At 49.1% G+C, this 26,591-nt stretch carries 24 protein-coding genes, 1 tRNA gene and 2 pseudogenes; 9 read left to right on the top strand and 18 right to left on the bottom strand.

Annotated features, from left to right (window positions below; all coding sequences use genetic code 11):
* Positions 1–116 precede the first annotated feature (116 nt).
* From BQ8005_RS11420 to BQ8005_RS11405, 4 genes and pseudogenes are all read right to left on the bottom strand, one after another.
* Positions 117–1,502: a virulence-associated E family protein gene (locus tag BQ8005_RS11420; RefSeq protein ID WP_075318129.1), complete on the bottom strand. Its 1,386-nt coding sequence runs from the start codon at positions 1,500–1,502 to the stop codon at positions 117–119.
* Between the two features lie 4 nt (positions 1,503–1,506).
* Positions 1,507–1,824 carry a DUF3853 family protein gene (locus BQ8005_RS11415; protein WP_075318128.1) on the bottom strand — a complete coding sequence of 106 codons (318 nt, stop codon included), beginning with the start codon at positions 1,822–1,824 and terminating at the stop codon, positions 1,507–1,509.
* A gap of 179 nt (positions 1,825–2,003) precedes the next feature.
* The gene (locus BQ8005_RS11410) at positions 2,004–3,248 is read right to left on the bottom strand and encodes a DUF6043 family protein (RefSeq protein ID WP_075318127.1); all 1,245 of its coding nucleotides are present in this window, start codon (positions 3,246–3,248) and stop codon (positions 2,004–2,006) included.
* Between the two features lie 12 nt (positions 3,249–3,260).
* Positions 3,261–3,656: pseudogene (locus BQ8005_RS11405) on the bottom strand (tyrosine-type recombinase/integrase); the annotation flags it as partial.
* Between the two features lie 126 nt (positions 3,657–3,782).
* Here BQ8005_RS11405 and BQ8005_RS11400 point away from each other — a divergent pair.
* The gene (locus tag BQ8005_RS11400; RefSeq protein ID WP_075318825.1) at positions 3,783–4,946 is read left to right on the top strand and encodes an IS4 family transposase; all 1,164 of its coding nucleotides are present in this window, start codon (positions 3,783–3,785) and stop codon (positions 4,944–4,946) included.
* Positions 4,947–4,978: 32 nt separating this feature from the next.
* Here BQ8005_RS11400 and BQ8005_RS11395 read toward each other — a convergent pair.
* From BQ8005_RS11395 to BQ8005_RS11370, 6 genes and pseudogenes are all read right to left on the bottom strand, one after another.
* Positions 4,979–6,088 (bottom strand): annotated as a pseudogene (locus BQ8005_RS11395) (phage integrase SAM-like domain-containing protein); the annotation flags it as partial.
* A 613-nt stretch (positions 6,089–6,701) separates the two neighbouring features.
* Positions 6,702–6,775: transfer RNA gene (locus tag BQ8005_RS11390), tRNA-Ile, on the bottom strand.
* An 89-nt stretch (positions 6,776–6,864) separates the two neighbouring features.
* Positions 6,865–7,176, bottom strand: coding sequence for a DUF4491 family protein (locus BQ8005_RS11385; protein ID WP_075318125.1), 312 nt, complete (start codon positions 7,174–7,176; stop codon positions 6,865–6,867).
* Positions 7,177–7,266: 90 nt separating this feature from the next.
* A complete protein-coding gene (locus BQ8005_RS11380) occupies positions 7,267–7,728 on the bottom strand; it encodes an Lrp/AsnC family transcriptional regulator (protein WP_021847392.1) in 462 nt (153 codons plus the stop codon).
* 187 nt (positions 7,729–7,915) lie between these two features.
* Positions 7,916–8,803 carry a BamJ family beta-barrel-assembly machinery protein gene (locus BQ8005_RS11375; RefSeq protein ID WP_075318124.1) on the bottom strand — a complete coding sequence of 296 codons (888 nt, stop codon included), beginning with the start codon at positions 8,801–8,803 and terminating at the stop codon, positions 7,916–7,918.
* An 18-nt stretch (positions 8,804–8,821) separates the two neighbouring features.
* Positions 8,822–9,421, bottom strand: coding sequence for a BamJ family beta-barrel-assembly machinery protein (locus BQ8005_RS11370; protein WP_021847390.1), 600 nt, complete (start codon positions 9,419–9,421; stop codon positions 8,822–8,824).
* 143 nt (positions 9,422–9,564) lie between these two features.
* Here BQ8005_RS11370 and BQ8005_RS11365 point away from each other — a divergent pair, with 143 nt between their 5' ends.
* Positions 9,565–10,275 carry an SIR2 family NAD-dependent protein deacylase gene (locus BQ8005_RS11365; RefSeq protein WP_075318123.1) on the top strand — a complete coding sequence of 237 codons (711 nt, stop codon included), beginning with the start codon at positions 9,565–9,567 and terminating at the stop codon, positions 10,273–10,275.
* Between the two features lie 155 nt (positions 10,276–10,430).
* Here BQ8005_RS11365 and BQ8005_RS11360 read toward each other — a convergent pair whose 3' ends face one another.
* Positions 10,431–11,177 (bottom strand): glycosyltransferase family 2 protein, encoded by a 747-nt coding sequence (locus BQ8005_RS11360; protein WP_075318122.1) that lies wholly within the window; start codon positions 11,175–11,177, stop codon positions 10,431–10,433.
* The gene (locus BQ8005_RS11355) at positions 11,170–12,435 is read right to left on the bottom strand and encodes a glycosyltransferase family 4 protein (protein ID WP_075318121.1); all 1,266 of its coding nucleotides are present in this window, start codon (positions 12,433–12,435) and stop codon (positions 11,170–11,172) included. Before BQ8005_RS11355 ends, BQ8005_RS11360 begins: the two co-directional genes overlap by 8 nt.
* 130 nt (positions 12,436–12,565) lie before the next feature.
* On the opposite strand from BQ8005_RS11355, the gene BQ8005_RS11350 reads away from it, so the two are divergent.
* The 5 genes from BQ8005_RS11350 to BQ8005_RS11330 are packed head-to-tail and all read left to right on the top strand — an operon-like array spanning position 12,566 to position 16,637.
* A complete protein-coding gene (locus tag BQ8005_RS11350) occupies positions 12,566–13,417 on the top strand; it encodes a hypothetical protein (RefSeq protein ID WP_021847386.1) in 852 nt (283 codons plus the stop codon).
* Positions 13,414–14,166, top strand: coding sequence for a cytidylyltransferase domain-containing protein (locus BQ8005_RS11345; RefSeq protein ID WP_075318120.1), 753 nt, complete (start codon positions 13,414–13,416; stop codon positions 14,164–14,166). The genes BQ8005_RS11350 and BQ8005_RS11345 overlap by 4 nt, the downstream gene beginning before the upstream one ends.
* 7 nt (positions 14,167–14,173) lie before the next feature.
* Positions 14,174–15,211: an N-acetylneuraminate synthase family protein gene (locus BQ8005_RS11340; protein WP_075318119.1), complete on the top strand. Its 1,038-nt coding sequence runs from the start codon at positions 14,174–14,176 to the stop codon at positions 15,209–15,211.
* A gap of 37 nt (positions 15,212–15,248) precedes the next feature.
* Positions 15,249–16,115 (top strand): glycosyltransferase family protein, encoded by an 867-nt coding sequence (locus BQ8005_RS11335; protein WP_075318118.1) that lies wholly within the window; start codon positions 15,249–15,251, stop codon positions 16,113–16,115.
* A gap of 24 nt (positions 16,116–16,139) precedes the next feature.
* A complete protein-coding gene (locus tag BQ8005_RS11330; RefSeq protein WP_075318117.1) occupies positions 16,140–16,637 on the top strand; it encodes a KdsC family phosphatase in 498 nt (165 codons plus the stop codon).
* A 310-nt stretch (positions 16,638–16,947) separates the two neighbouring features.
* On the opposite strand, the gene BQ8005_RS11325 is transcribed toward BQ8005_RS11330, so the two are convergent.
* From BQ8005_RS11325 to metG, 3 genes are read right to left on the bottom strand one after another with little or no spacing between them, the layout of a single operon-like run.
* Positions 16,948–17,946: a glycosyltransferase gene (locus BQ8005_RS11325; RefSeq protein ID WP_075318116.1), complete on the bottom strand. Its 999-nt coding sequence runs from the start codon at positions 17,944–17,946 to the stop codon at positions 16,948–16,950.
* Complete coding sequence (locus BQ8005_RS11320; RefSeq protein WP_075318115.1) at positions 17,943–19,391, bottom strand: lipopolysaccharide biosynthesis protein; 1,449 nt, start codon at positions 19,389–19,391, stop codon at positions 17,943–17,945. Before BQ8005_RS11320 ends, BQ8005_RS11325 begins: the two co-directional genes overlap by 4 nt.
* 2 nt (positions 19,392–19,393) lie before the next feature.
* Complete coding sequence (metG, locus tag BQ8005_RS11315; RefSeq protein ID WP_075318114.1) at positions 19,394–21,436, bottom strand: methionine--tRNA ligase; 2,043 nt, start codon at positions 21,434–21,436, stop codon at positions 19,394–19,396.
* Between the two features lie 207 nt (positions 21,437–21,643).
* Between metG and BQ8005_RS11310 the strand changes: the two genes are divergently transcribed.
* Positions 21,644–22,114, top strand: coding sequence for a PepSY-like domain-containing protein (locus BQ8005_RS11310; protein WP_075319159.1), 471 nt, complete (start codon positions 21,644–21,646; stop codon positions 22,112–22,114).
* Between the two features lie 71 nt (positions 22,115–22,185).
* Here BQ8005_RS11310 and BQ8005_RS11305 read toward each other — a convergent pair whose 3' ends face one another.
* Together BQ8005_RS11305 and BQ8005_RS11300 are read right to left on the bottom strand one after the other, a co-directional pair.
* On the bottom strand, positions 22,186–22,956 hold the full coding sequence (locus BQ8005_RS11305) for a class I SAM-dependent methyltransferase (RefSeq protein WP_075318113.1): 771 nt from the start codon (positions 22,954–22,956) through the stop codon (positions 22,186–22,188).
* A 166-nt stretch (positions 22,957–23,122) separates the two neighbouring features.
* The gene (locus BQ8005_RS11300) at positions 23,123–23,593 is read right to left on the bottom strand and encodes a hypothetical protein (protein WP_075318112.1); all 471 of its coding nucleotides are present in this window, start codon (positions 23,591–23,593) and stop codon (positions 23,123–23,125) included.
* A 205-nt stretch (positions 23,594–23,798) separates the two neighbouring features.
* Between BQ8005_RS11300 and BQ8005_RS11295 the strand changes: the two genes are divergently transcribed.
* The gene (locus BQ8005_RS11295; protein ID WP_055235773.1) at positions 23,799–25,085 is read left to right on the top strand and encodes an IS1380-like element IS942 family transposase; all 1,287 of its coding nucleotides are present in this window, start codon (positions 23,799–23,801) and stop codon (positions 25,083–25,085) included.
* A gap of 147 nt (positions 25,086–25,232) precedes the next feature.
* Here BQ8005_RS11295 and BQ8005_RS11290 read toward each other — a convergent pair whose 3' ends face one another.
* Positions 25,233–26,468: a tetratricopeptide repeat protein gene (locus BQ8005_RS11290; RefSeq protein WP_075318111.1), complete on the bottom strand. Its 1,236-nt coding sequence runs from the start codon at positions 26,466–26,468 to the stop codon at positions 25,233–25,235.
* Between the last annotated feature and the right edge of the window lie 123 nt (positions 26,469–26,591).

Genomic DNA, 26,591 nt, shown 5'->3' with positions numbered 1-26,591 from the left:
TCCTAAGCGTTTCTTATAATTTTCTATTTTGCTCACTTTATGTTTTTATTCTTTTTTCGAGGGAAAAAGGGACAAGGGGACATAGGACACAGTTTTTCTTTTCCCTTATTTTGAAATTAGAATGGCAAATCCTGTTCACTTGGCAGTGCTGTACCAGAAACTTCACTTGGAGCGTCCACCCTTACCCATGGGTGCTTCGTCCGTCCCGTCTTGTCGCAATAGGCGGGATGCAGCCCCTTGACCTTCTCCTGTTCGCTTCGTTTCCAATTTGGAATCATGGACATCAGGCGGTTGATGTATTGCGAAGTGTATTTGGACGGATTTCGTCTGACCAAATCATTGGGCAGTTCCTCTATAATCTGTCGGGCACAAACCATATTGAGTGAGGTCATTGTGGAATTTGGTTCTGAGTATGCTCCTTTCTGATAAGCCAGTCGTGTCGGAATCATCCAATTTGCATATTGAATGGGAACCTCACGCTCCAGATACATTTCTATGTCCTCCATAATTGGGTCAACAAGAATGTTGGAATGTTGCATCTGCACTTCGTTGGCCTCATTCTCCATGTCCGGTGACAAATAGAGTTTCATACCTTGTTTATAATATGTATATGCCTCTGCCCAAAGTTGAGGAACGGAACACTGCAAATCATCCAACCAATCTGACACATGACCGTTGCCTTTGACAGGGATAATCCACCATCGGCGGTTTCCATTATCTCCTTGCAGGAAGTTTGCCTCATTGGTGGTAGCCGCAAAAACATTGTGCCGCATGAACTCCACCACCTTATGCCCATAAGCCGGACGCATATAATCACTGCAACGGCTTAGAAAAGCCTTGGCAGCTTCCGCGTCATTCGCCCGTTTCAAACCATTCAACTCACTGATTTCAATAATCCAACCGTTGGTTATGGTCTCCACTTTCTCCTTGTCACCACTGGCGAAAGAGAACGAATCGTTGAACCATCTCCCACTGATGGCTTTGAAGAAGGTACTTTTCCCAATGCCTTGCGGACCGGGCAAGGTTAGTACGTTGTCAAACTTGCAACCTGGATTGAATACTCTGGTTACTGCTGCCACAAACCAAAGTTTTGTCTGTTCCCTGACAAGCGGAGCGTCCTCTGCTCCAAGATAATCTATGATGGTTGTGGCTATGCGAGGTTGTCCGTCCCATGTTTCTTGTGTAATGAATTTCTGTACAGGATTAAAACTCCGTTCAGAAGAAGTGGTCTTCAGTATCTCAAATACCTTGTTCTGCGTCAGGCGTATTCTGTATGTCCTTTCCAAATAATCCTGTATCTTTCCTACCGACTCTTCATCTATCTTGTTTCCGTTGACATTGCGGAACAAAGGGCAGAAACATACATCGTCCTGACAGAAGGTATCGTACCTTATCTGACTAAGATTCTCATCCAATGTGAAAATAAACCGGAGATTACTGATGGAACGAACCGGATTCCCGTAACTGTCTGTTACCAGATTCTTTTTCCAATTCTCTTCCATACCGCTATTCTTTGATATGGATGCCACCAGATTCCTTTGCCAAAGCCAATGCAAGGTCTGCATCCACTACGATTTTTCGTCCTATCTGCGTGATGGCTTTGTCTATGATGCCGCTCTTCTTAATGCGGTTGGCGGTGGGTACGCTACAACCGAATACACGGGCGATACCCTCTATGCCATAGTAGTTGCCTTTGGATGCCACTTGGGGAGTGGCCGCTTCTGTACTCTCCACACTTTTAGTGATGAGAAAACAAAGCTCCTCACCCGTCATCATGGCGATAGGCTTTTGGAGTAATTGGTTGAGATTGAGTTTTTCTTCCATACCTTTACTTGTTTGGTGATTAAATACTTTAAGCCTCGGTTCAACTCTGTGAAACCGATTTCGCAAGCAAAGGTAGTGTGTGAAACTCTGTGTATTGGTCGGTTTATTTATATCTTAATTTTGCCGACCGAATTACAACAGTTGTTTGCAAAATAAATACGGATAGCTGGATTTCCCAACTACCCGTTACTGATAAAATAATCCGTCCATCGGTCTATTATTCGTTTTGCTTTGGTGTAACTGCTTCCTCTTTGGGGTGAGTTCAAAGTAAGTTCCTTGATTTCCCCGTATCGCTTCTGTGGTATATCGTGCCCATAATGCCGTTGGGAGAACTGTTCTATGGCACGGTGGAATGTCATGTATCTTGTGGACGCTTTTATCTTGCCGGACTTTACCAATGATTTCAACAGATAGGCGAGACTTAAGTCTTCGGTGTTCTCTTCAAGGAATAAACAGATTCCTTGCTTGATGCGTTCCTTGTCCCCAATGAGGATATCATCCAATGATTGCATAACCTTTTTGTTCCCACGTCTACCTTTGACTTTTCGCAAGGCAAATATAACTTCCTTCCATATTTCAGGGTTACACTTCTCTACAGTATCTTCCCAATCCGCTTTGGTTTCTGTGCCCATCTCTATACTTCCATTGACAAGCATGGTAACGCATGACTTTACCAAAAGCATATCACCATGGTCAACCTCTTCACTGTTCAGCAGATGGTCAAGTAACTTAGCCATACGTGAAAGACCGTGGTCAAATACCACGAAATAGTACACGCAATAAGCCAAGTCTTCTTTCTTTTCCATCACACGGTCATAGAGGTTAGCCATAAATCCACCAATAAACACCGCATGGGAGAGGAAAACAATTTGAGAGATATAGGCCAGGAACTGATAGACCATTTTTCTTTCCAGTTTACTCAACAGATAACAACCTTTGCTGTTTCTCATAAGCAAATCCAACTGTACAGTCAAGTAGGTTCTCATTGCCAATGGCAGGTGATTCCAGATTTCAATAGGCGTTTCAGAATGAACCATCAGCAGCCCTGATTTCGGAGAAGTAAGCAGTTCAATTGTCCCCGTTTTTACGTTGATACCTATCCACAACCGTTTGTTTGTAATACATTGGGCGATGGTTTCGGTATATTGGCCAGCCCATTGTCGGTTTGCGATGTCTGGTACATCCTTCCCGTTGGCAAAATCTGAAAGCCAATTGTACATCATCAAGGCTTCGGGTGGTGTGCAGTCCCGCATCATCTGGTACATGTCCATCAGAACAGTTATACCTCCTTTAGCCACAGCATCTATGCGCTTACAAAAGTTGGTATATACTTCTTCATTGACTGATTTCCATGCACGGATAGCCATATCTGCAGTGTCCTTTCTCTTGGAATAGGATTTTATCCTTTCTATGAAATTTTTCATTGTCTTATGGTATTAAGGTTGTCTGAACAGTTTGAGCAATTCTTCTGTGGACATGCTTGCCAGCTTTGCCAACAGAGCATCCCTTTCAGAAGTATTACCCAGGTTTAGTAGCTTTGAATTGTTCTGCATCTGTATGTCGATAGGATAATGCTCGATGTAGATTTGAGTAATGGCATGGTCTGAAGAAGCATGTCCCATGCTCTCCGAGATATAATCCATATCCACTCCGGCATTATGCAGGTTGGTGGCAAACGAGTGCCGGCACCATGTACCGGACGGACAGATGGACTTGTCCCAATTCAATGCTTCATGGCATATCCTGATAACACGGTCTTTTACGTTTGAGTTTTCCTGCATGGTATATTTACGGCGCAACTCTTCTGTTTCCGCACCTTTTAATATATGAGGACACTACTGTCCCGTAAAAGTGGATAAATAGTTCTTTGAAATTATTGAAATATAGTCAATTACGTGGTTTCTTGAGATGAAACGGACTTGATTTTGCAACTTTGCAGTCTAATACAAATGGCTGCTATGTTCCAAGACAAATACGTATTCTCTCAATTAACCGCTTTTCTGAACAGGACTCAGTTCAACAACTATGTTCGCAAGTATGATGGCAACCGGTATGTGAAACATTTCACTTGCTGGAATCAGATGCTTGCAATGATGTTTGGGCAACTGAGTAACCGTGAGAGCCTGCGAGACTTAATCGTTGCTTTCGAGGCGCATAGGGGCAAGCAATATCATCTTGGGTTAGGTCGTGAACCGATAGCCAAGACAACTCTTGCCACAGCCAACCAGAACCGCGATTACAGAATCTTCGAAGACTTTGCTTTCTATATGATGAAGGAAGCCTGCGAGAAGCGGACGACCAACATCCTTGACATTTCCGGAAAGAAATATGCGTTTGATTCAACAACGATTCCGTTATGTCTTGCAACATTCCCGTGGGCAAAGTTCCGAAGCAAGAAAGGAGGAGTGAAAGCTCATGTCTTATACGACATTGAAGCACAAGTTCCTGCCTTCTATACTGTAACCACTGCCTCAAAGCATGATTCTACAGCGATGTCTTCAATCCATTATGAACCAAATGCTTATTATATATTCGACAGGGCTTATGATTCTTTTAAAGAGCTCTATAGGATACATCTTACAGACTCTTTCTTTGTTGTCAGGGCCAAGACGAACTTAAAGTATAAGACAGTCAAATGGAAGCGGAGAATGCCAAAGAACATAATGACAGATGCAGAAGTGAAACTGACCGGTTATCTCTCCGGGAAGAAATATCCGGAGTCATTCAGACTCGTCCGATATTACGACGAAGAGGATGACCGTGAGTTCACTTTCTTGACGAATGCAAAACAACTTTCTGCACTGGATGTCGCCAATCTTTATAAGAAAAGATGGTTAATCGAGCTGTTCTTCAAATGGCTCAAGCAGCATCTCAAGATAAAGAAATTCTGGGGCACAACAGAGAACGCTGTTCGCATACAAATCAGTGTGGCTATTATCACGTACTGTCTTGTGGCTATTGTCCAACATGATATGAAGTTGAAACGTTCAACCTATGAAGTTTTGCAAATTCTCAGTATATCATTGACTGACAAAACCCACTTGCGTGACCTGTTCGACAAGACTAATTTCAATGATGTCAAAGATCTAAATGATCCCCTGATTCCGGGGCTTTTTGATTAATTGTTTAACTCGTCCCATTTTAACGGGACACTAATGATATGAGGAAAAACAAAGCCACCCCGAGTCGGAGGTGCCGCCACTTCATCTAACACATATTGTAAAGGAGGGATAATGGGAACGATTACTTCTGAACCGTCAGCACTTCTTCGGGAAGTTTTCTTTCGGTTGAAACGGAAAGCCTTGCCATCTGTCTGATAATAATAACTATCGTAAGTCAATCGTCCTGCATCTGCCATGTTAAAGCCGTTGCACAGGTACTGGGCAAGAAACAACCCCAATGAGTAGTGGGCACGTTGGGTATATTCTTCCGACCAATGTTCGGGATATTTCTTTGAGACAAAAAGGTTGTAGAGCTCCGTCATCTGACAGACATTCAGGAAGCTCTGTTTGCGCTTTGCACTCTTGGGTATGCTCACAAGCCCTTTCTCCTTCTTGTTAGAAAAAGGATAAGGAACATCTTTGAGATAGCCTTCATGTATACACCTGTTCCATACAGCACGGCAACAACGGAGATAAATCCCGGCGGTAGTATCGCTGATTTTCCCGACTATCGCCCCATTCTCGTCTTTTACTCCATCATGCATTCCGTCTTTCCACTTCTGAATTTCTGCAGCACTGATGCAGAATCCTCTAATCATATTGCTTCCGAGAATTTTTCTGAATGATTTGAGTGCGCATTCGTAGCTCTCTGCTGTGGTAAAACGTGCGCCACCATCGTCTGTCCGTAATTCATGGATGATTTGTTCCCATACACCAACAAAGGTTTGTGCCTTGGTCGTATCTTCTTTGGATGGCATCACTCCCTCACCCATGATACATTGGCGTACCATTTCAAATGTCAGGATACCACCTTTGTTTAGGTTCATCAGAATTTCTTTGTATTTGGGGACAAAGCTATCTTTCCACTCTTTTTGAAGTTTGTAGTTCTCGCTCTTGCATTTAGTCGCATTACAGATGTCTGAGAACTTTCTTTCAGTGAAAGAACTTCCGACAGTAAGATAAAAGAATTTGCGGTCTATCGTGAAACGGAGAGATAACGGAAACTCGCACGCGTTTTTCCTGCGAGTACGTGAGTCCAACACGACAGAAACAGAACAGTTCCGTTCCTTGAAAAGCGACAGGGACTTTGTCAGTTTTTCCATTGCATTCATTGTTTATGTTCAACATAACCTCTGAATACAGACGCTTTGCAATGTGAGGCATACATATACAAAACACTGCATATAACCACAGAGTCCCTATCCTTTAGGCGGATAAAAACATTGTCGTTATATGCAGCGGTGCAATCTCGTCGTCTTCTGTCGCTGACTGGTAACCGGGCTTATGCTAATCGGTCTCAACCCCTGAAGCAACTCTCGCGTTTCGTTTGTCATAGAGTACCCTCCGACTGGCACTCCCTCTACGCATTGATTCATCGGAATGGGATAACCCTCCCACGGCGGTTAGGCAAACTCACTTTTCTTTTTCAAGAAAGAGCACCACCAAGGTCATGGCTTGCCACAAATGCATTACGCGATACAAAAGTACGATATTATTCTATAAATCAAGGTATAAATGGAATATATTTGAGCTTATTTAACCGCCAATCATCGTCATATTAACAACATACCTTAATAAAGGTGTTATAGGATTGCACGGAGTTTCACGGAAGTTCTATGCGTGAACAGAGCCAACTCAAACCGTTTGTTTACGCATTGTTTACGCAGACAAAGAAAAAAGCACTTGCGATTGCTCGTAAGTGCTTGATTCTTAAAGTGGACCAGCCAGGGCTTGAACCTGGGACCTCCAGATTATGAGTCTGTTGCTCTAACCAACTGAGCTACAAGTCCGGTGTATCCTTTCGGGGATAGCGGTGCAAAATTAGCACATTCCGTTGAATTATGCAAGGGATTGAGGGAAAAATGCGTTCCCTTTGAGTCTAGAAGTTGTATTTTCGTTTTGGATTTTTAGGAAACCAACCTTTCTTGACGCGCTCTTCCTGTTCGAATACTTCTTTGATCGTCCAAAAAGAGGAGAAAGCGAATACGCCCAGCAGGGAAGAGTACAGAATGTTGTCTACGCAAATGGAAGCTGCAACACCTGCTAAGCCCAGTAATAGGAATATCCACCAGCAACGTGTCCCCCAATAATATTCGGCTTTCACTACAATGGGATGGAAAAGCCCGATGATCAAAAAGGTACAGATGCCAATAAAAAGGCCTGACAGGCCAAGTTCGCTTAGAAACTCCATATGCAAATCGGAAGCTAGAGTTTCCATGGCAAAGGGAGTGAGCTGACATGATAGTCCGTACTACCCGTTGCCATGGAGACGTATAGTAGATTATTCTTGGCAGATAGGAATCTCTTTCTTGATACTCTGTTCCAGTGAGATCAGTGTCTCAGTAGCTGTGACGCCAGGTATTTCCTGCATCTTGTTGTTCAGCAGGTCCATCAGGTGCTCGTTGTCGCGGGCATATACTTTGGTCAGCATGGTGTAGGGACCTGTGGTGAAATGACATTCAACAATTTCAGGTATTTTGTTCAGCTCGGCTACTACGGTTTTGTACATGGAGCCTCTCTCCAACTTGATTCCCACGTAAGTGCAGGTGCGATATCCCAGCGATTTGGGATTTACGTGGTAGCCGGAGCCAACAATGACACCCAAGTCAATCAGGCGCTGTACACGTTGGTGGATAGCGGCGCGTGATACACCACACTCGGCAGCCACGTCCTTGAAAGGAATACGGGCATTTTGGGAAATGATTTCCAAAATTTGACGGTCCAGATTGTCTATTTTCTCCATAATATACGTTTGTAAATTACTTGTTGTTATCAAATAGTAAGCAAATATAGGACTTTATTTTAATTTTATCTATAGAAAGGATGGGAAAAATAGGGAAAAGTAAAAAAAGAAACGGATGGAACCGCTGTTTTGCAGCATTTGTTCCATCCGCTTTATTTGTCATTTTGACACGAATGCTTTCTAATCTTTATTTCTTTTTGCCGATACCTACCAATTCAACTTCGAAGATCAGAGTAGAGAACGGTTTGATGTCTGCACCAGTAGCTCTTGAGCCATATGCCAGGTCGTAGGGGATATAGAGTTCCCACTTGGAGCCTACAGGCATCATGGTCAGTGCTTCGGTCCAGCCTTTGATTACCTGGTTGGCACGGAAGGTAGCGGGCTGTGACTTGCCGTCTTTGTCTTTACGCTTGTAGGAGCTGTCGAACTCGGTACCGTCGATCAGTGTACCTTTGTAGTTTACTTGTACATAGCTGGTGTCGGCAGGAATTTCACCTGTACCTTTGGTCAGGATCTTGTACTGCAGGCCGCTTTCCGTCGTTACCACGCCTTCTTTAGCCTTGTTCTCTGCCAGGAATTTCTCTCCTTCAGCGATGACGTCAGCATATTGTTTTTTCAGTGCTTTTTCTCTTACCACTTCCATCTGGCTTTGCATATAGCCTTGTGCGAACATTTTGTCCATCTGGCCTTTACCTACTACGCCGGCAATGAAACCTGCGAGCAGGTTTTCGCGGCTGAGGCTCTGTGTAGAGTCGTTGCCAAAGATCTGTTGGTTGAAGCCTTCTACCCACTGCTTGCTGACCATCTGGCCTACCTGCAGACCTGTCATATAGGCTACATCTTTCTTGTCGATCTTAGCGGCACCTTCGTTGAAGCCTTTGATGAATTCAGCCATCTGGGTGCTGTCGATACCCTGTTGCATCAGGAACTGATCCAGACCTTCAGTACGGGCCATACCGATAGCATAAGAAAGTGAGTCGATGTCTGTTGACAGATTGGCTTTAGGAGCCTGAGCCGTACAAGACGTCAAGGCTGCTGCGGCAGCCAGCGTCATCATAAATGTTACTTTTTTCATGTTTTTCTCTTACTTAATTTATTTTTTGTCAGATAAAATTTTCAAGAGTTCCACTTCGAAGATCAGTGTGCTGTGGGGCGGAATCATTTCGCCAGCGCCGTGTGCGCCATAGCCTAATTCGCTAGGAATGTAGAGTTTCCATTTGGCACCTTCGGGCATCAGTTGGAGGGCTTCCACCCAGCCGGGGATTACCTGGTTGACACCGAATGTGGCAGGCTGGCCGCGCTTGATGGAGCTGTCGAAGAGGGTACCGTCAACAAGGGTTCCTTCGTAGTGGCATTGCACCTGGTCGTCTATCTTGGCATAGTGGCCTACGTTGCCTTCCTTGATCACTTCGTATTGCAGGCCGCTGGGCAGGGTTACCACGCCTGGACGCTGCTTGTTTTCTTCCAGGAATTTCTTGCCCTTTTCGATGTTTTCGGCATTGATGCGGGCTTCCATTTCTTCGAAGTATTTGTTTACGATTTCACGTGCCTCGGTATGTGTGATTTCTGTTGGATTTCCGTTCAGCACGTCGCTGATGGCGCGTGCGAAATCATCTACTGAGATGCCCTTGGCACCCATGCTTAAAAGATTCTGACCTATACCCAGGCCGATTGCATAACTGAATTTGTCCATAGTTCTTTTTATATGAGTCGCAAAAGTACGGGTTTTATTTGAATGTTAACAGTTTGCAGTATTTAAAATTTCTTATTTATGTGATAACTTGGATATTCTTTTTCTATCTTTGGTGTACAAATGCTTAAAGAAAGGAGTCGGTTATGAAAAATCTGGTAGTATTGTCGGGCGCGGGTATGAGCGCCGAAAGCGGCATCAGTACTTTTCGCGACGCAGGTGGCTTGTGGGATCGCTATCCTGTGGAGCAGGTGGCTACGCCCGAAGGTTATGCGCGCGATCCTGAATTGGTCATCAACTTTTATAACGAGCGGCGCAAACAACTGCTTGACGTGAAACCCAATGAAGGGCATATCGGCGTAGCGCAACTGGAAAAAGATTTCAATGTGACGGTTGTCACGCAAAATATTGACAACCTGCACGAGCGGGCAGGCAGTACGAAGGTCATCCACCTGCATGGTGAGCTGACCAAAATGTGCTCCAGCCGCGATCCCTACAATCCGCGCTACATCAAGGAATTGAAGCCTGCGGAATATGAAACTCGCGCTACTGATCGTGCGGGTGATGGCAGTCCCTTGCGTCCCTTCATTGTGTGGTTTGGCGAAGCCGTGCCCGAGATTGAGACAGCTATCGGCTATGTGGAGCAGGCAGACATTTTTGTTATCATCGGTACGTCGATGAATGTCTATCCTGCCGCGGGGTTGCTTCACTACGTGCCTGCCCGTGCCGAAGTCTATCTTATAGACCCCAAGCCTGTGGATACACATAGTGCGCACCCAATACATGTTATCCAGAAGGGAGCTTCTGAGGGAGTAAAGGAGTTACGTGCGCTGTTGGGTTGCGCCTCTTCTTTATAAGCTTAGGAAAAAGGGTTCTTTTTCGTATCGGACATTGGCTGCTGGAAAAGCATTGTTTTCCTTGAAAGAAAGCAATGCTTTTCTTCGTGTAAAACAGTGCTTTCCTTGAAAGGGAACATTGCCTGCTTTTTACGAACGGATTGCTGGTTCTCTTTTTATTTCTTTAATAAGAGGCGAAGAACGAACCACAGGTGGAAGGCCAAGGTGCTCGTCCAGCCGTAGTGGCGGGCCATGATGCGGAAACGCTCTTTGAGAGAAGCCTTGTGGTTGCGCGTCGTCATACCTTCAGCGAGATAGTCGATGAGGGTAAGGTGGGTGTTGTGGAGAACCTTCGACTTTTTCATAATCTTGATGCACCAGTCGAAGTCGGCCGAGAAGCGATAGCGCAGGTCATAAGGCATCACGAGGTCGCGTCGGGGAAAGAAGGCCTGGTGGCAGACGAGCATCCCCTGGCGGAAACTTTTCCATGTCAGTACTTCGGGGGCCGAGAGGCGGCGCATACGCAGGAAGTGGCCTTCATGGTCTACCAGCTCCGTTTCGCCATAGAGCACATCGGGCAGTTGGGGTGTGTGGATAGAGTGCACCATCTGTTGCAAGGTGTCGTCTTCGTGAAAGCTGTCGCCTGCGTTGAGAAAGCACAGGTAGTCGCCCGTGGCCAGGCCGATTCCCTTGTTCATGGCGTCATAAAGACCTTTGTCACGTTCGCTGACGATGATGGCGATATGTTCGCGATAGCGGTTTACGATGGACATCGTGCGATCTTTCGAGGCACCGTCCACGATGATGTACTCCACGTGGTGGTAGGTCTGCGAGATGACACTCTGGATGGTGTCTTCGATGGTTGCCTCGGCGTTGTAGCAGACGGTGATGACGCTGAATTTCGGGGTAGGGTGATTATGCATTTCTTCCAGTCACTTTGTTGTAGAGATCGATGTATCGTTTGGCCACGCTGCTTTCTGAATAGTGGCTGACAGCCTTACGGCAGGCCTGTTCGCAGAGGCTGGGGTAGTCGGGGTCGGTCAGGGCCCAATAGATACCGTTGGCGAAGTCATCGGACGATTTGTATTGGGCTACATAGCCGTTATGCAGGTGGTCTATCATTTCGGGGATGCCACCCACGTTGAAACCTACGCAAGGCGTACCACAGGCCATCGCTTCCATAATGGTGTTGGGCAGGTTTTCCTCTAGTGAAGGGGTGACGAAGAGGTCGACGGCGTTATAGATATCTACCAGTTGGTGTTCGTCTTGTACGAAGTCCAGCGGGTAGACCTTGAAAGGGAGCAGATTGGCCAGCTGTTCGGATTGTTTGCCGAAAGCAACGACGGCCAGTTGCTCTTTCAGTTCGGTATGCTTGTTTGCCAATATATTGCACGATTCGATCAGGTAATCGATACCTTTGCGTTTGTCTGTGATTTTGACAGAGCCGAAGAGGATGAGCTTCTTATCCGAAGGTAGTCTCAAACGTTCGTGGGCAGTAACCTTGTTATGCGGCTTGAATAGGTTGATATTCAGTGGATTGGGGATGCAGACGATCTTGTGCCCTGTGGTCAGCGCGCTCTGGCGGGCTTTTTCCTCCAGCCAATGGCTACATGTGACGAAGGTCAGTGGGTAGTCGTGGTAGAGCCGTTGTTTCCGACGGAAGACGCGATAGGAGAGGTCATGCCGATGCCCGTTTCCATAAAGGAAGGGGCATGAACCACATTCCTGCCGATAGCCTTCGCATTCGCGCGCGTGGTGGCAGATGCCTGTACAGGGCCACATGTCGTGCATTGTCCAGACGACAGGTTTGCCTGAGGCCAGTATCTTTTCGAGGTTCTTCAGCGAGAGCATGCCTTGGTTGATCCAATGAAGGTGGATGACGTCGGCCTGTTGGAATTCGGGCAGGGAGGTGATGTCAGTGCCTGCGTTTGCGATGTCCACGGCAAAAAGGTTGTTCTTTTTGAAGCGATTGGCTTTCCAGATGACGATACGCTCCCATACAAACTTCCATACCAGTTTCCAGCTACGGCGCAGGGCAACGACCGTAATCTGTTCCGTCTGCTTGTCGCGCACGAGCAGTTTGGCCTTGATGCCATTGTTCTTCAGGGCTTCCATCAAGCGGCTGGCAGCTACGGCTGCTCCACCGATACGCTCGGATGTATTGATTAGCAGGACTCTCATGTGACTTTTCCGAATTGTTGTGGCAAAAGTAGTGCTTTTATGGTGATTTCGGATATAAAAGTCCCCGTTTTTTTAGCCTGTAAATGGCAAACTCTGTATCTTTGCACCACTTATTCTAACATGATGTAATATGGGTGAAAAAGGATTGAAATGGTTGGAGTCGCTTTGGCAGTGCTTTCTGAGCCTGGTGAAAATCGTGTTGCAATCGAGGCGGAGCACACCGCTTCCATCAGATTTTGGAGGGGCGGACGAGTTGTTGATACTGGCCAACGGCCCTTCATTGAAGAAAACCGTAGAAGAGTCGGCTGAGTTTATGCGAGGGAAAACGCTGTTGGCAGTCAACTTTTGTGTCACTTCGCCTATGTTCGAGCAATTGCGTCCCCAGCTCTATTTGATTGCCGATCCGCTTTTCTGGATTGTGCCCGAGAAGCGTGAGCAGCTCTTTGGTACCCTGGCCGAGAAGACAACGTGGGACATGTACTTCTTCGTTCCTTCACGGGCGTTGAAAAACAAGGAATGGCAACCGCTTCTGGCCGGCAATCCCCACATTAAACTCTGCATTTACAATACCACGCCCATCGAGGGTTTCCAGCCTTTCTGTAACTGGGTATTCCGTAAGGGATGGGGCGTACCTCGTCCGCACAATGTGCTGATACCGTCTATTGCCATCGCTCTCCGTTTGCCCTTCCGGCGCATCTATCTGGCGGGAGCAGATCACTCGTGGTTGCCCGAAATTCACGTGACGGACGACAACGTGGTACTGATGCATCAAAAGCATTTCTACGACCAGAATAAGTCTCAGGCGGCTACCGTGACTCAAGAAAACCTGCATAGCGCACGGCTCTATACCATCCTTTATCACATGTATGTGGCTTTCAAGTCCTACTTTGTGCTCGAGGCCTATTCGCGTAGTTTGGGCAAGGAAATCATTAACGTTACCCCAGGCAGTTATATTGACGCCTTCAAACGAATGAAGATATGAAAGACGGAATTATTATCCAGGCACGTACCGGCTCTACCCGGCTGCACAACAAGATATTGCTCCCTTTCTATGGCGAGCAGCGCATTATTGACATTCTTATTGAAAACATCCGACGGGCTTGTCCTGACAAGCAGGTGATACTGGCAACGACCGTTCGTCCACAGGACGACGTGCTGGAGCAGGTGGCACGTGGGGCTGGGATTGACTGCTTCCGCGGCGATGAGGATAACGTGCTCGATCGCTTCATCCGTGCCGCCGAGGCGTTCGGACTCGACCGCTTCATTCGAGTCTGCTCGGACAATCCTTTCCTGCGTCCCGATACTTTCCAGACGTTCTTTGACGCTTTCGATAAAGAACCTGCCGATTACATTGCTTATGGCTTTGCCGATGGGCGGCCTACCATCAAGTCTCACTTGGGGTTGTTTGCTGAGCTCACCACGACAGAAGCGTTGCGTCGCGCTGCCTTGCTTACGCAGGAAAAACTCTATATCGAACACGTCACGATCTATCTTTATACTCATCCCGCCGACTTTCACGTCAGATTGCTGCCTCTGCCCGAAGAATTGGAAGGACGATTCGACTTGCGTTTCACGCTGGATACAATGGACGATTTCCTGTTGCTTCAGCGTCTTTATGCCGAGTGGTTCGAGCAGACAGACCGTAGCCTGCATGCACTGCTCCGACTGGTGGAGGCGCATCCCGAATATCGCGAGAAGATGCTGGAGAATATAGCCCGTAACGAAAAATAATGAAACAATGAGTACTTATATTATTGGAGAAATCGGACAGAACCACAATGGCTCTGTCGACATTGCTAAGCTGATTGTCGACTTGGTGTCGCGCCCCGTGCGCGAGGAGGTCTTCGGCATCGACCTGCGTCCGATGGACGCCGTGAAGATGACTAAGCGCGACCTGAACGAAGAACTGACTGATTCACAGATGAACCGTCCATATGACTCGCCCCATTCTTTCGGTCGAACCTACGGCGAGCACCGCGCCTTTTTGGAGCTGACTGACGAGGAGCATTTCGAGGTCTACAAGCATGCGAAGGCTCTGGGATTGGATTTCGTGGAGACGCTCTGCTCGGTGGGTTGTCTGTCGCTGCTGAAGCTCTTCACGCCGGACCGCCTGAAGGTGGCTAGCCGCGACCTGACGAACTTGCCCCTGCTGGAGGCGATGGCGGAGACGAAGATTCCCATCATCCTGTCCACTGGCATGGCGGGCTGCAAGGAGTTGGACGATGCGCTGGAGGTCATCACGCGTTACCACGACAACATAGCCATCCTGCATTGTGTGTCGCAATATCCCACCGCGCCGGATAATCTGAACCTGCGTACCATCACTTATTTGAAGAAACACTATGGCCAATACACCATCGGTTTCTCCGACCACACCATCGGCATCGCTGCGCCCGTGGTGGCTGTCGGTATGGGGGCGGAAATCATCGAGAAGCACATTACCATCGACCGCCGCATGAAGGGCACCGACCAGCAAGGTTCGTTGGGACCGGACGGTGTGAACCGCATGATCCGTGACATTCGCATCGCTGAGCGCTGGATGGGCCGCGAGGAACTCTACATTGATCCTGCTGTCTCAGCTGCCAAGGTGAAGTTGGAGCGCTCCATTGCCACGCGCCGCGACCTGCATCCGGGCGATGTCATCACCGAGGCTGACCTGCATCTGCTCAGCCCCGGCGATGGCTTTAAGTGGGTCGAGCGCGACCGGGTGACGGGCCGCCGGGTGAAGAACTTCATCCCTCGCAACGAGATTGTGTATCCGAAAGACATTGAATGACCGGCTGACTGTATAGGCCGACTTAATTGAATTCCTCATGAAACTACTGGCTGTCGTTGTTCTCTACCATCCGGATGGGGACGTATTGGCTAATATCAGGACTTATTTGCCGGGGGTGGATTGTCTGCTGTTGTGGGACAACACGCCCCGCGATTGCATCGACCGTGAGCGGCTGGGGGCGCTCCAGGCCCTTGAGAAGTCCGTCTATATGGGCAAGGGCGAGAATGTGGGCATAGGGGAGGCCTTGAATGCGGCTGTCGATTATGCTCGGCAGCATGGCTTTACCCATCTGATCACTTTCGACCAGGACAGTCGTTTTGCGTCCGATGACTTCGGGCGCTATCTGGAGGCTGTCCGCAATTGGGGGGCGGATGCCCGTGCCATCTTTTCGACAAATTACTTTATCAAGTCGCAGCAGGCTCCGTTGTATCCGGTGGAGGATGCGGTCGCGGAGGTCCCTTCGGCCATGACTTCAGGGAGCCTTTATCCGCTTTCCCTTTTCGAGGAGCTGGGCGGATTCATGTCCGACCTGTTTGTGTGGGGCATCGACTGCGAGTTTTGCTGGCGGGCGGCGCGGCATCAGGTTCCGACGTTGTGTTTCAGGAACATTTTGCTTCAGCACGATCTGGGATATCAGAAGCGCCGGCGCCGGCTGTTGGGCAAGGAGGTTTTCCCCAATGAATATCCCCCTGCGCGGACTTATTATAATGTGCGCAACGGCATCGTGCTCCACGGGCTTTATCCCGAGGCTATCAACCTGAAGGCGCATTTGCGGTATCATCTGTACAAGCGTGTGGTCTTTGTCGTGTTGTACGAAGACCGGAAGTGGGCCAAGCTGAGGGCTTTGTGGCTGGGATGGCTGGACGGACGCCGGGGAAGGCTGGGTGAGAGAAAGGGATTGTAAATTGTGAAATAGAATCAGGAGATTATGTTACCGAAATTAGTGATGACTGACATCGACGGCGTCTGGACGGACGGCGGCATGTATTACACGGCCGAGGGCGACGCGATGAAGCGCTTCAGCGTGAAAGACGGCTGGGGTGTCAGCTTCCTGCGCAGGCTGGGCATCCCCGTGGCCATCCTGACGGGCGAGGACACGCAGATTGTCCGGCGGCGAGCCGAGAAACTGGGGATTGCACACTGCTACCTGGGCGTGAAGGACAAGGTGGCGCAGGCCGAGGCGCTGTGCCGAGAGCTGGGTATAGGTCTCGATGAGGCGGCCTTCATCGGCGACGACCTCAACGACCTACCCCTGCTCCGCAAGGTGGGCTTCAGCGCGTCGCCCGCCAATACACCGGACTACGTGAAGCGCGAGGTGCACTACGTTACGCGTGTCCGCGGCGGGGAGGGCGCTTTCCGCGAGTTTGTGGAGAAATTGCTGGCCGACAACGGCGTGCTGGAGCAGACGGGCGCCTCGTTCCTGTAGCGGAAAGGGTGGTTTTTGTTTTCGGAAATGCGTTTCCCGGCTGGGAAATGCATTTTTTTGTTTCAGAAAATGGTTTTCCCGGTCGGGAAACGGGCTTTTTTTTTCGGAAAGTGCATTTCCCGGTCGGGAATTGCGTTTTTTCGTTTTAGAAAATGCGATTTCCGTGTGGAAATCGGGCTTTTTGTTTTCAGAAGTGCATTTTCCGGTCGGAAATTGCATTTTTCCGTTTCAGAAAATGTGATTTCCGTGTGGAAATCGGGCTTTTTGTTTTCAGAAATGCGTTTTCCGGTCGGAAATCGCGTTTCGCCGTTCAGCGGATGCGGGGCAGGGGGACGAAATAGGAGCAGACGGCGCGGGCTTTCTTCAGCAGGCCGAAGGCGCGACGCTTCCACAGCGTCCGGCTGTCGGGCCGCAGGGCGAGGAGGCGTCGTTCCACTTCGGCGTGGTCCCACTCGGGGCGCAGGGCGAGTAGGCGCCGTTCCAGCCTTTCGGCCTCGTCGGTCCTTCCCTCCTGGCGGCAGTGGTAGAGCTCGTTCAGGCTGAAGCGGGTGTGGGCGTCGCGCAGCAGCTCGCTGACGTCGGGGCGCGTCTCGCGGAAGTGTTCGATGAGCAGTTCGCGCACCTTCAGGCCGATATCCAGCTTGGCGTAGGCCTCGGTCCGGCTCCAGATGGCGCGGCTGTGCTGGCGGTAGACGGCCATCGGGCGCTTCATGTAGTGGATGCGTCCGTGGGCGGCGTTGAGCATGTGGATGGCGTAGTCGTAGGTGCTCACCTGGGGGAACCAGTCGGGCAGGCGGCCGAAGAGGCCGCGGCGGAACAGGGCGGAGACGTTCGAGATGTAGTTGCTCCGGGCCAGGTCGCAGATGTCCGTGTCCGTCTGCTGGTGTCCGTTGCTCAGGCTCTTGGTGCCGTTGTCGGCGTAGTAGTTGACGACGCGGTGGAAGCAGGTGGAGAAGTCGGGATGCGCGTCCAGGAAGTCGGCCTGGCGTTGCAGCTTCGTTTTGTCCGTCCAGAAGTCGTCGCCCTCGCAGATGGCGATGTAGGTGCCGCGGCACAGGTCGTAGGTGGCCATGAAGTTGCCGATGAGGCCCAGGTTCTGCTCGCGGTCCACGAGCATGATGCGTTCCGGGTAGCGCAGTTTCCACGCCTGGCACCGTTCGGCCGTGCGGTCGGTGCTGGCGTCGTTGCCGATGACCAGTTCGAAGTCGAAGTCCGTCTGTTGCAGCATGACGCTGCGGATGGCTTCGTCGATGTAGTCTTCCTGATTGTACGTCAGCATCAGGACGCTGACTTTGGGGCAGTCTTTCATACGATTTTCTTCTTTTTGAACAGATACTGGATGCTTTCGTAGAATATCTTCGAGCGGAGGCGCCACATGAGCAGCACGTACAGCGCGGCGGCCATCGCGATTTTGGCTCCGAGGCGCAGGTACAGGTTGCCGATGCCCCGGGTGGCCGTCCACGTGGCGGCCATCACGGCGAGCGTCACCAGCAGGTAGGGCGAGATGTCCTTCAGCACATCCCGCAGGCGGATGCCGGCGTGCTTGCGGGCGAAGTGCTGCCACACGCCCAGCCACAGGAGGTTGGCCGCGGTGAAGGCGACGAGCATCGTGTGCAGCCCGTAGGGATAGCTCGCCCAGACGCACAGCAGCTGGAAGGCACCCAGGCAGATGGTGTTCCACATGTAAATGTTCGGCCGTCCCAGGCTGTTGAGCAGGTTCGAGTAGAGCGTGGACACGGGCATGAAGGCACCCCAGACGCAGAGAATCTGCATCACCGGTGCGCAGGGCAGCCACTTGTCCGTGATAGCAATGACAATCAGCTCCTCCGCCACGAGCCCCAGGCCGAACATGGCGGGCAGGCTGACGAACACCGTGAAGCGCAGCATCTTGTGGAAGATGTGCTGCAGGCGTGCCGGGTCGTCCGAGGCTTCGCGGAAGACGGGTTGACCGACGCTGTTGACCATCCCTGACACGGTGGAGTAGCCCATCGTCGTCCACTTGCTGCCCTGCGTGTAGTAGCCCACCTGCTGCAACGTATAGAAGCGTCCCAGCAGTACGGAGAAGATATTGTTGTTGACGTGCGTGAAGATGGACGTGAACAGCAGCTTGCTGCTGAAGGGCAGCATGTCAAGTAGTGCTTTCCTGTTGAACGAGAATGTCGGCCTCCAGGGCGAGCGCAGCCAGATGAGCAACGCGTTCATGCCCGAGTATACAACTGTCTGCACGGCGATACCCCAACTGCCCCAGCCTCGGTAGGCACACGTGACGCCCACGATACCCGACACGATGATGGCGGTAATCTGTATCTGGCTGCGCTCCTTCACCATCAGGTTGCGGAAGTAGTAGGCCAGCGGTGCTGCCGTTGTGCTGCCCACCAGGAAGCTGAGGAACAGGAAGCGGGCCAGGGGCGCCAGTTCGGGCGTGTGGTAGAAGCGGGCAATGAGCGGCGCGCAGGCAAACAACAACAGGTAGAGTGTCCCACCCACGGTGATGTTGAACCAGAACACGGCATTGTAGTCGTCGTGGCGCACCTCCTTCTTGTTGACGATGGCCAGGATGAACCCGCTCTCGGCGAAGATACCCGCCAGGGCGGAGAAGATGGTCAACGCGCCTACCATGCCGTAGTCGGCGGGTGTCAGCAGTCGGGACAGAAAAATGCCAAAGGCGAGATTGAGCAACTGCAGTGCGCCGTTGCCAATCCCGCCCCATAGCAAGCCTTTAGCGGTTTTTTCTTTCAGTGACGGTTGAGACATGATTACTTCACTTCGCTACCCGGCTTCACCTCGCGCAGCAAGGAGGTTACGGCTAGCGAGCCGTCGTAGTTCTCAGCAGAGAGAATCATACCTTCGCTGACGAGGCCGTTCTTGAACTGACGCGGAGCCAAGTTGGCGATGAACAATACCTGTTTGCCCACCAGTTCTTCGGGTTTGTAGTGCTGGGCGATGCCGCTGACGATGGTGCGGTTTTCCAGACCGTCGGCTATCTTGAACTGAAGCAACTTCTTCATTTTGGGTACGGCCGAACATTCCAGCACGGTACCTACGCGGATATCGAGCTTTTCGAACTCTTCGAACGAGATGGTCGGCTTGATAGGGTTGGCCTTGTAGTTGGCTGCCTCGTTGGCTTTTTTCGTAGCGAGCAGCTTGTCCACCTGTGCCTGGATGGCTTCGTCGTCAATCTTCTCGAACAGCAGTTCGGGCGTGCCCAGCTTGTGTCCAGCAGCCAGCAGGTTGGTGCGGCCCAGGTTTGCCCAGTCGAAGCTCTCCATGCAGAGCATGTGGCGCAGGCGCTCGCTGCTGAAGGGCAGGAATGGCTCGAAGGCGATGGCCAGGTTGGCCGTCAGCTGCAGGGCGATGTGCAGGATGGTCTGTACGCGGCCCATGTCGGTCTTGGCCAGCTTCCACGGCTCGGTATCGGCCAGGTATTTGTTGCCGATGCGGGCCAGGTTCATGGCTTCCTTCTGTGCGTCGCGGAACTTGAATACGTCGAGCAGCTTCTCCACTTCGCTCTTCACGTCGGCGAACTCCTTCAGTGTCTCGCGGTCGTAGTCGGTCAGTTCGCCACAGGCGGGCACCACGCCGTCGAAGTATTTCTTGGTGAGCTGCAGGGCGCGGTTCACGAAGTTGCCATAGACGGCCACCAGCTCGTTGTTGTTGCGTGCCTGAAAATCCTTCCACGTAAAGTCATTGTCCTTCGTCTCGGGTGCGTTGGCGGTGAGCACGTAGCGCAGCACGTCCTGCTTGCCGGGGAAGTCCTGCAGGTATTCGTGCAGCCACACGGCCCAGTTGCGTGAAGTCGATATCTTGTCGCCTTCCAGGTTCAGGAACTCGTTGGAGGGCACATTGTCCGGCAGGATGTACGAGCCTTCGGCCTTCAGCATGGCGGGGAAGACGATGCAGTGGAATACGATGTTGTCCTTGCCGATGAAGTGAACGAGGCGTGTTTCGGGGTCTTTCCACCACTTCTCCCACGAGTCGGGCAGCAGCTCCTTGGTGTTGCTGATGTAGCCGATGGGAGCATCGAACCACACGTAGAGCACCTTGCCCTCGGCACCTTCTACGGGCACAGGGATACCCCAGTCCAGGTCGCGGCTCACGGCGCGCGGCTGCAATCCCATGTCGAGCCACGACTTACACTGGCCGTAGACATTGGGACGCCATTCCTTGTGGTCTTCCAGAATCCACTGGCGCAGCCAGCCTTCGTGCTTGTCCAGCGGGAGGTACCAGTGTTTGGTTTCCTTCATGACAGGCTTGCTGCCGCTGATGGCGCTCTTGGGGTTGATGAGCTCCGTGGGGCTCAGCGTGGAGCCGCACTTCTCGCACTGGTCGCCATAGGCACCTTCGGCGTGGCAGCGGGGGCATTCGCCGGTGATGTAGCGGTCGGCCAGGAAAGTTTTAGCTTCCTCGTCGTAGTATTGCATGGAGGTCTTTTCGATGAATTCGCCTTTATCGTAGAGCTTGCGGAAGAAGTCGGAAGCCGTCTGGTGGTGTATTTCCGAAGAAGTACGTCCATAGACGTCGAACGAGATGCCGAACTCCTTGAACGAGTCGCGGATCAGCGTATGGTAGCGGTCTACCACGTCTTGGGGTGTACAGCCTTCCTTCTTGGCACGGATGGTGATGGGCACACCGTGCTCGTCGCTTCCGCCGATGAAGATGACGTCCTCCTTCTTGAGGCGCAGGTAGCGCACGTAGATGTCGGCGGGGACGTAGACGCCGGCCAGGTGACCGATGTGGACAGGGCCGTTGGCATAGGGCAGGGCCGATGTCACGGTAGTACGTTTAAACTTTTTCTCCATATTGTTGTTTCTCTTTATGTGACTGAATAATATGCGGCAAAGATACGTTTTTTCCATCATTTTCCCAATTCTTTCCAGATTTACCCCTCTATCTTTGTGGTGTAAAACAATTCGAAAGACGAAGGATGGTGCATTCAGAGTTCTTTCGCATATTGTAAGTCAGAGAAGTATAAAAGAGAATATTTGAATTTAAAAAAGAGAATGATTATGAATGTAAGAAAGTTATTAGCGTTTTTCCCCATTTTGCTGGGAGTATGGATGTTGTCAAGTTGCGACGATGAAAAGAAAATCGATTTCGGCGACCTGCCCAGTGAAGCCCGTTCTTTTATTGAGAACTATTTCCCTAGTGCCGACATCCTTTCCATCGTTCAGGAGAAGGAGGATGGACGCAAGGAATATCAGGTGAAACTGTCCAACGGTACAGACATGGAATTTGATGAAGACGGCGAATGGACGAACATCGAGTGTTATTTCAGTCCGCTGCCGACGGGCATCCTGCCGGCAAACGTGATAACGAAGGTAGAAGAACTGCACCCCGAGGCGTATATCAACGGTGTCGAAAAGGAGCTGGGCGGTTATGTAGTGGAAGTGACGGATGCCGACGGCATCGACTGGGACATGCGTTTCAATGCCCAATTCGAGTACGTGTCGCAGAGTCAAGACCGGAATGACGACTGACAAGTGTACGCTTTAGGCAAAAGGTTGTGTCGGAGTTCCGACACAACCTTTTTTTATGTAGAAAGCCCAGTTCATTTCAACAGATAGAAGCAGGAAGTTGTGAAGAAATTCCGCACGTAGGGAATGCTGGCAATGGGTGCCGGCAGCCTGCGGGGCTTCAGCCCGAATTTCACTTCGTAATGGGGATTTATGAAGTAGAGCTGCCTGTCTGCGAAGGTAAACTCCTGCTTCGCCAGCTTCTCGAACAGCTCTATCGGTGTCCGTGTTTGTTTGATGGAAAGCAGTTCTTCGATGCGTGCCTGGGTTTCGCCTCCCGCTTTCAGGATGCCCTTGTAGACTGGGGAAGGCAGCAGATGGATGAAGGGCAGGTGGGATATTACTTTGTTCCTGCATATCTGCTGATGTCCGCCGAAGGGCATCTGCCAAGCCGGAAAAGACATGAAGACAATGCCGCCGGGCTTGAGATAGTGCTTCAGGTCGGACAGGAAAGCTGCTTTCCGTTCGATATGTTCGATGACGTCGTGGCAAAGAATCAGGTCGAACGAATGTTCCAGTCCTTTCAGCAGGAAGATGTCCGAAGCAATGAACGTACCTTGTGCTTGTTGCCCGGCAAAGAAGCGGATGGCATCTTTTATCCTGTTCTCAGACAGGTCCACTCCGGTGACGTTGCATCCTATTTCGGCAAAGGGCAACAGGTTGCCGCCGTCGCCGCATCCCACTTCCAATACGTTCATTCCCCTTTCCATCCGTTTGAAGCGGGCAATGTAAGGCAGGTAATATGTCCGGCTCGTCAAGGCAAGCTCCTTGAAGTATAGCTCTCTGTTGTGTTGGCGTTCTTGCATAACGGTCTGTTACAAATGCGACAAATAATTTTTTTTCATGACATCATGAATGATTGATTTGCCGCAAATGTAAGAGGGTTGCCTTTGTTTATGGATGAAATGCAATATGCAAATTGTACGCTTTTGGTTATCGTACTTTTCGGGTGTACGCAAAAAGTACGCTTCCTTAAAATGTGCTTATAAAGTTATCCCACTGTTCCGGTGTGCCATCTTTCCCCATTACTTTGCTATACAGTCTTTTGCGGATAGAACTGATGGCTTGCCTGCTGCGTATGGTGATAAATGCGATTTGGGCTGGAGACAAACCTATTTTGATTAAGACGCAAACTTGTATCTCTATTGTTTTCATCGGGTAAAGTTCGAGGAGACGCGTGGTAAACTGATTGTATGCCTCGTCAACGGCACACATTAATTCCTTCCAGTCGTCATTGCCAATCTTTTCATCGCTTCCCTGAACTGCAAAATGAAACTTTTTGTAAATGTCGGAGTGTTTTAAGGCTAATTCCGATTGTTTCTGCACTCTTTGGGTAGCTGTTATTTGTTCATTGGTTTTTTCTATCAAGGATTTTTGAGCTTTTAGCAAGTCTTGCCGTAACTGGTCTTTCTCTATTTCTGCTTTGTGCAGGGAAAGTTCCACTTCCTTGATCTGTTCTTTATATTTTTCCAGATACGTGTTGCTTTGCGCATATCTTTCTTTTTGTATTTCCTTAATTCCGCAACACTATAGTTTAACATTATTTATAAGTGCCTGAGCAACAAAAAGTTGCCCAGGATTTTGCCATGTCAGAATTTTCACTTACCTTAGTGTTGCGAAAAGAAGACAAGCAAAACTCTAATATGACATGGCAAAGATACAAATAAAATCTGAGAAACTCACTCCTTTTGGAGGAATTTTTTCTATTATGGAGCAATTTGATGCTCTTTTAGCTCAAACCATAGATTCCACCTTGGGATTGAGATGCACTATGTTTGGTTATCAATATAGCGAAATTCTACGCTCTCTGATGTGCGTATATCTTTGTGGCGGCTCATGTATTGAGGATGTTACAACTCACTTGATGAAACATTTGTCTCTTCATCCAACTCTTCGCACTTGCAGCGCAGACACCATATTGCGTGCTATCGAAGAACTGACTTGTAAGAACATCACCTATAAATCTGCTTCTGGCAACTCCTATGATTTCAATACTGCAGACAAGATGAACTGCTTATTGATCAAAGCCCTGCTTGCTACTGGTCAATTGAAATCCGGTCAAGAGTATGATTTTGACTTTGACCATCAGTTCATTGAAACAGAGAAGCATGATGCAAAACCAACCTACAAGAAGTTCCTGGGCTATAGTCCAGGTGTGGCAGTCATTAACGACATGATTGTCGGTATTGAAAATAGAGACGGCAACACAAACGTGCGCTTCAACCAAAGAGAGACTTTGGAAAGAATCTTCAAGCGACTGGAGGCATCAGAAGTATATATATCCCGTGCCCGCATGGATTGCGGCTCATGCTCGGAGGAAATCGTAGATATGGTAGAGGCTCATTGCAGGCATTTTTATATTCGTGCCAACAGATGCTCTTCCTTCTACGATTCCATGTTTGCCTTGACTGGATGGAAAACTGTTGAAATCAACGGTATTGAATTTGAGCTGAATTCCATCCTTGTTGAGAAATGGAAAGGAAAACCGTATCGTCTTGTCATACAGAGACAAAGGCGAATAGATGGAGACCTTGACATTTGGGAAGGCGAATATACCTACAGATGTATACTGACTAACGATTACAAGTCGAGTGCAAGAGACATCGTGGAATTCTACAATCTTCGTGGTGGCAAGGAACGCATCTTCGATGACATGAACAATGGCTTTGGCTGGAATCGATTGCCAAAATCGTTCATGGCACAGAATACTGTATTCCTGCTTATGACAGCTCTCATCAGAAACTTCTACAAAGCTATTATGCAGAGATTGAAAACCCATGAATTTGGATTGCGTGCCACCAGCAGAATCAAGACCTTTGTTTTCAAGTTCATCTCTGTTCCTGCGAAATGGATTAAGACATCACGTAGGCATGTATTGAATATTTACTCAGACAACAATGCTTATGCCAACCTGTTCAAGACAGACTTTGGTTAAAGACCATGCTTTTCTGGTTAAACCAGCGTATTACCTCAAGTCGCTTTATGGGGTAAGGGGATTTTGTGTCTGCGACATTTCTGTTGTGCAAGAAATATGTACAATAAAATGAATTTTGTCGCTTTGCAAGCAAAATCCCACTAAACCCTATAGGTTGCGGATTTGAGGTATTTGTTTAATCCTTTCTTGTTTGACAAGTTGTTGTTGCTCTTTCTTTTTGCGGAATTGGTGATAGGCAATGAAAAGGAAAACAAGAGATAGAAGTGAGAAAATAAGAAGAATATTCCACAGTTTGTAGTTGGCTGCTTGATGTTGTAATTTGCTGTTTTCTTTCTCTTTTAGTTGATAATTGTACAAGGCTTGTACTTTCCTGACGGTTTCCGACTGGGTGATGGATTGCAGTGTATCCGAGTATGCCAAGAAATCTTTGAAATATAATAAGGCTTCTTTGTATTTCCCTTTACGTTGCGCTATATTGGCTAATCCTTGATAGGCTCCTGCCTTGTGAAGGGTGCTATTTACAGACAATAGTTGGGAATAATAGTATTCTGCTGAGTCCAGTTGGTTGGTATAATAGTAATAACGGGCGGTTGTGGCACAGTATGGAGGACGATTATGAGCTTCAAAGTCCCGCCCGGCGATTTGCAAGGTTTGGTATGCTTCTTGATACATGCCTAATTTGCTGTAATATCCCGACAGTTCACTGTTGACCATGCTTTGTAGATGGTTGCTTTTGATCGTCTTTGCCAAGTAATCCGCTTGCTTGTAATAATATATGGCGCTGTCTGTTTGTTGCAGTGTACTAAATGAACGTCCGATATCGCGCAGGTCATAGACCATTCCCGTGCTGTCGTTTGACAGTTGGTTATACTTATATGCTTCTTTGAATACTTCCGGCGTTTTATCGTATATATCTTGGTATAGATAAAGATACCCCATTTGGCTGTATATACGGCTTTTTAGTTGGTAATTACCGTTTTGGTCTGAAGACGCATCTATAGCCTTCTGTAAATATTCCAGTGCCTGCGGCGCATCCCCCAAATCTCGATATACCCGCCCTGCATAGTAGTATGTTTCCGGCAATCGCTCCCGGTCTTTTCTCTCTTCGTAATATTTCACAACAGTCTTGATAAGGCTGTCAGAGGTATGTGTAATGTATGCTTTGTCCTTGGCCTTGATTGTCAGTAGCTGGTAGTACATTTGTGTGGCTTGGGGTTCAAACGCCATACTTCTTTTAAGTTCTTCCAGCAAGATGACCGCACTGTCTGGATTATTGTGGATTAACGAGTCGGCAACCCGAAGACTTTGCGGATAGGGCTTGTTGGTGCAGGCGCAAATGCACATCAGTAACAATATGGGAAACAGTAGTCTGACTTTTTTCACAGTTATATTTATTTATCATGCTGCAAAAATAAGCTTTTTCTGCAAAATACGGCTGTTCTTCGAGATACTTCCTGGGGCTGTCAAAGAAAATGTTCGCTTTTTGCAAACGTTGGGAAAGCGATT

Source organism: Bacteroides togonis, from assembly GCF_900130135.1.
Taxonomy (GTDB): domain Bacteria; phylum Bacteroidota; class Bacteroidia; order Bacteroidales; family Bacteroidaceae; genus Bacteroides; species Bacteroides pullorum.
This window is presented reverse-complemented; position numbering and strand designations above follow the sequence as displayed.

Coding starts and splice junctions, on each gene's coding strand:
- BQ8005_RS11420 (WP_075318129.1), bottom strand. CDS start 1,502: ATGGAAGAGAATTGGAAAAAGAATCTGGTAACAGACAGTTACGGGAAT.
- BQ8005_RS11415 (WP_075318128.1), bottom strand. CDS start 1,824: ATGGAAGAAAAACTCAATCTCAACCAATTACTCCAAAAGCCTATCGCC.
- BQ8005_RS11410 (WP_075318127.1), bottom strand. CDS start 3,248: ATGAAAAATTTCATAGAAAGGATAAAATCCTATTCCAAGAGAAAGGAC.
- BQ8005_RS11400 (WP_075318825.1), top strand. CDS start 3,783: ATGTTCCAAGACAAATACGTATTCTCTCAATTAACCGCTTTTCTGAAC.
- BQ8005_RS11385 (WP_075318125.1), bottom strand. CDS start 7,176: ATGGAGTTTCTAAGCGAACTTGGCCTGTCAGGCCTTTTTATTGGCATC.
- BQ8005_RS11380 (WP_021847392.1), bottom strand. CDS start 7,728: ATGGAGAAAATAGACAATCTGGACCGTCAAATTTTGGAAATCATTTCC.
- BQ8005_RS11375 (WP_075318124.1), bottom strand. CDS start 8,803: ATGAAAAAAGTAACATTTATGATGACGCTGGCTGCCGCAGCAGCCTTG.
- BQ8005_RS11370 (WP_021847390.1), bottom strand. CDS start 9,421: ATGGACAAATTCAGTTATGCAATCGGCCTGGGTATAGGTCAGAATCTT.
- BQ8005_RS11365 (WP_075318123.1), top strand. CDS start 9,565: ATGAAAAATCTGGTAGTATTGTCGGGCGCGGGTATGAGCGCCGAAAGC.
- BQ8005_RS11360 (WP_075318122.1), bottom strand. CDS start 11,177: ATGCATAATCACCCTACCCCGAAATTCAGCGTCATCACCGTCTGCTAC.
- BQ8005_RS11355 (WP_075318121.1), bottom strand. CDS start 12,435: ATGAGAGTCCTGCTAATCAATACATCCGAGCGTATCGGTGGAGCAGCC.
- BQ8005_RS11350 (WP_021847386.1), top strand. CDS start 12,566: ATGGGTGAAAAAGGATTGAAATGGTTGGAGTCGCTTTGGCAGTGCTTT.
- BQ8005_RS11345 (WP_075318120.1), top strand. CDS start 13,414: ATGAAAGACGGAATTATTATCCAGGCACGTACCGGCTCTACCCGGCTG.
- BQ8005_RS11340 (WP_075318119.1), top strand. CDS start 14,174: ATGAGTACTTATATTATTGGAGAAATCGGACAGAACCACAATGGCTCT.
- BQ8005_RS11335 (WP_075318118.1), top strand. CDS start 15,249: ATGAAACTACTGGCTGTCGTTGTTCTCTACCATCCGGATGGGGACGTA.
- BQ8005_RS11330 (WP_075318117.1), top strand. CDS start 16,140: ATGTTACCGAAATTAGTGATGACTGACATCGACGGCGTCTGGACGGAC.
- BQ8005_RS11325 (WP_075318116.1), bottom strand. CDS start 17,946: ATGAAAGACTGCCCCAAAGTCAGCGTCCTGATGCTGACGTACAATCAG.
- BQ8005_RS11320 (WP_075318115.1), bottom strand. CDS start 19,391: ATGTCTCAACCGTCACTGAAAGAAAAAACCGCTAAAGGCTTGCTATGG.
- metG (WP_075318114.1), bottom strand. CDS start 21,436: ATGGAGAAAAAGTTTAAACGTACTACCGTGACATCGGCCCTGCCCTAT.
- BQ8005_RS11310 (WP_075319159.1), top strand. CDS start 21,644: ATGAATGTAAGAAAGTTATTAGCGTTTTTCCCCATTTTGCTGGGAGTA.
- BQ8005_RS11305 (WP_075318113.1), bottom strand. CDS start 22,956: ATGCAAGAACGCCAACACAACAGAGAGCTATACTTCAAGGAGCTTGCC.
- BQ8005_RS11295 (WP_055235773.1), top strand. CDS start 23,799: ATGGCAAAGATACAAATAAAATCTGAGAAACTCACTCCTTTTGGAGGA.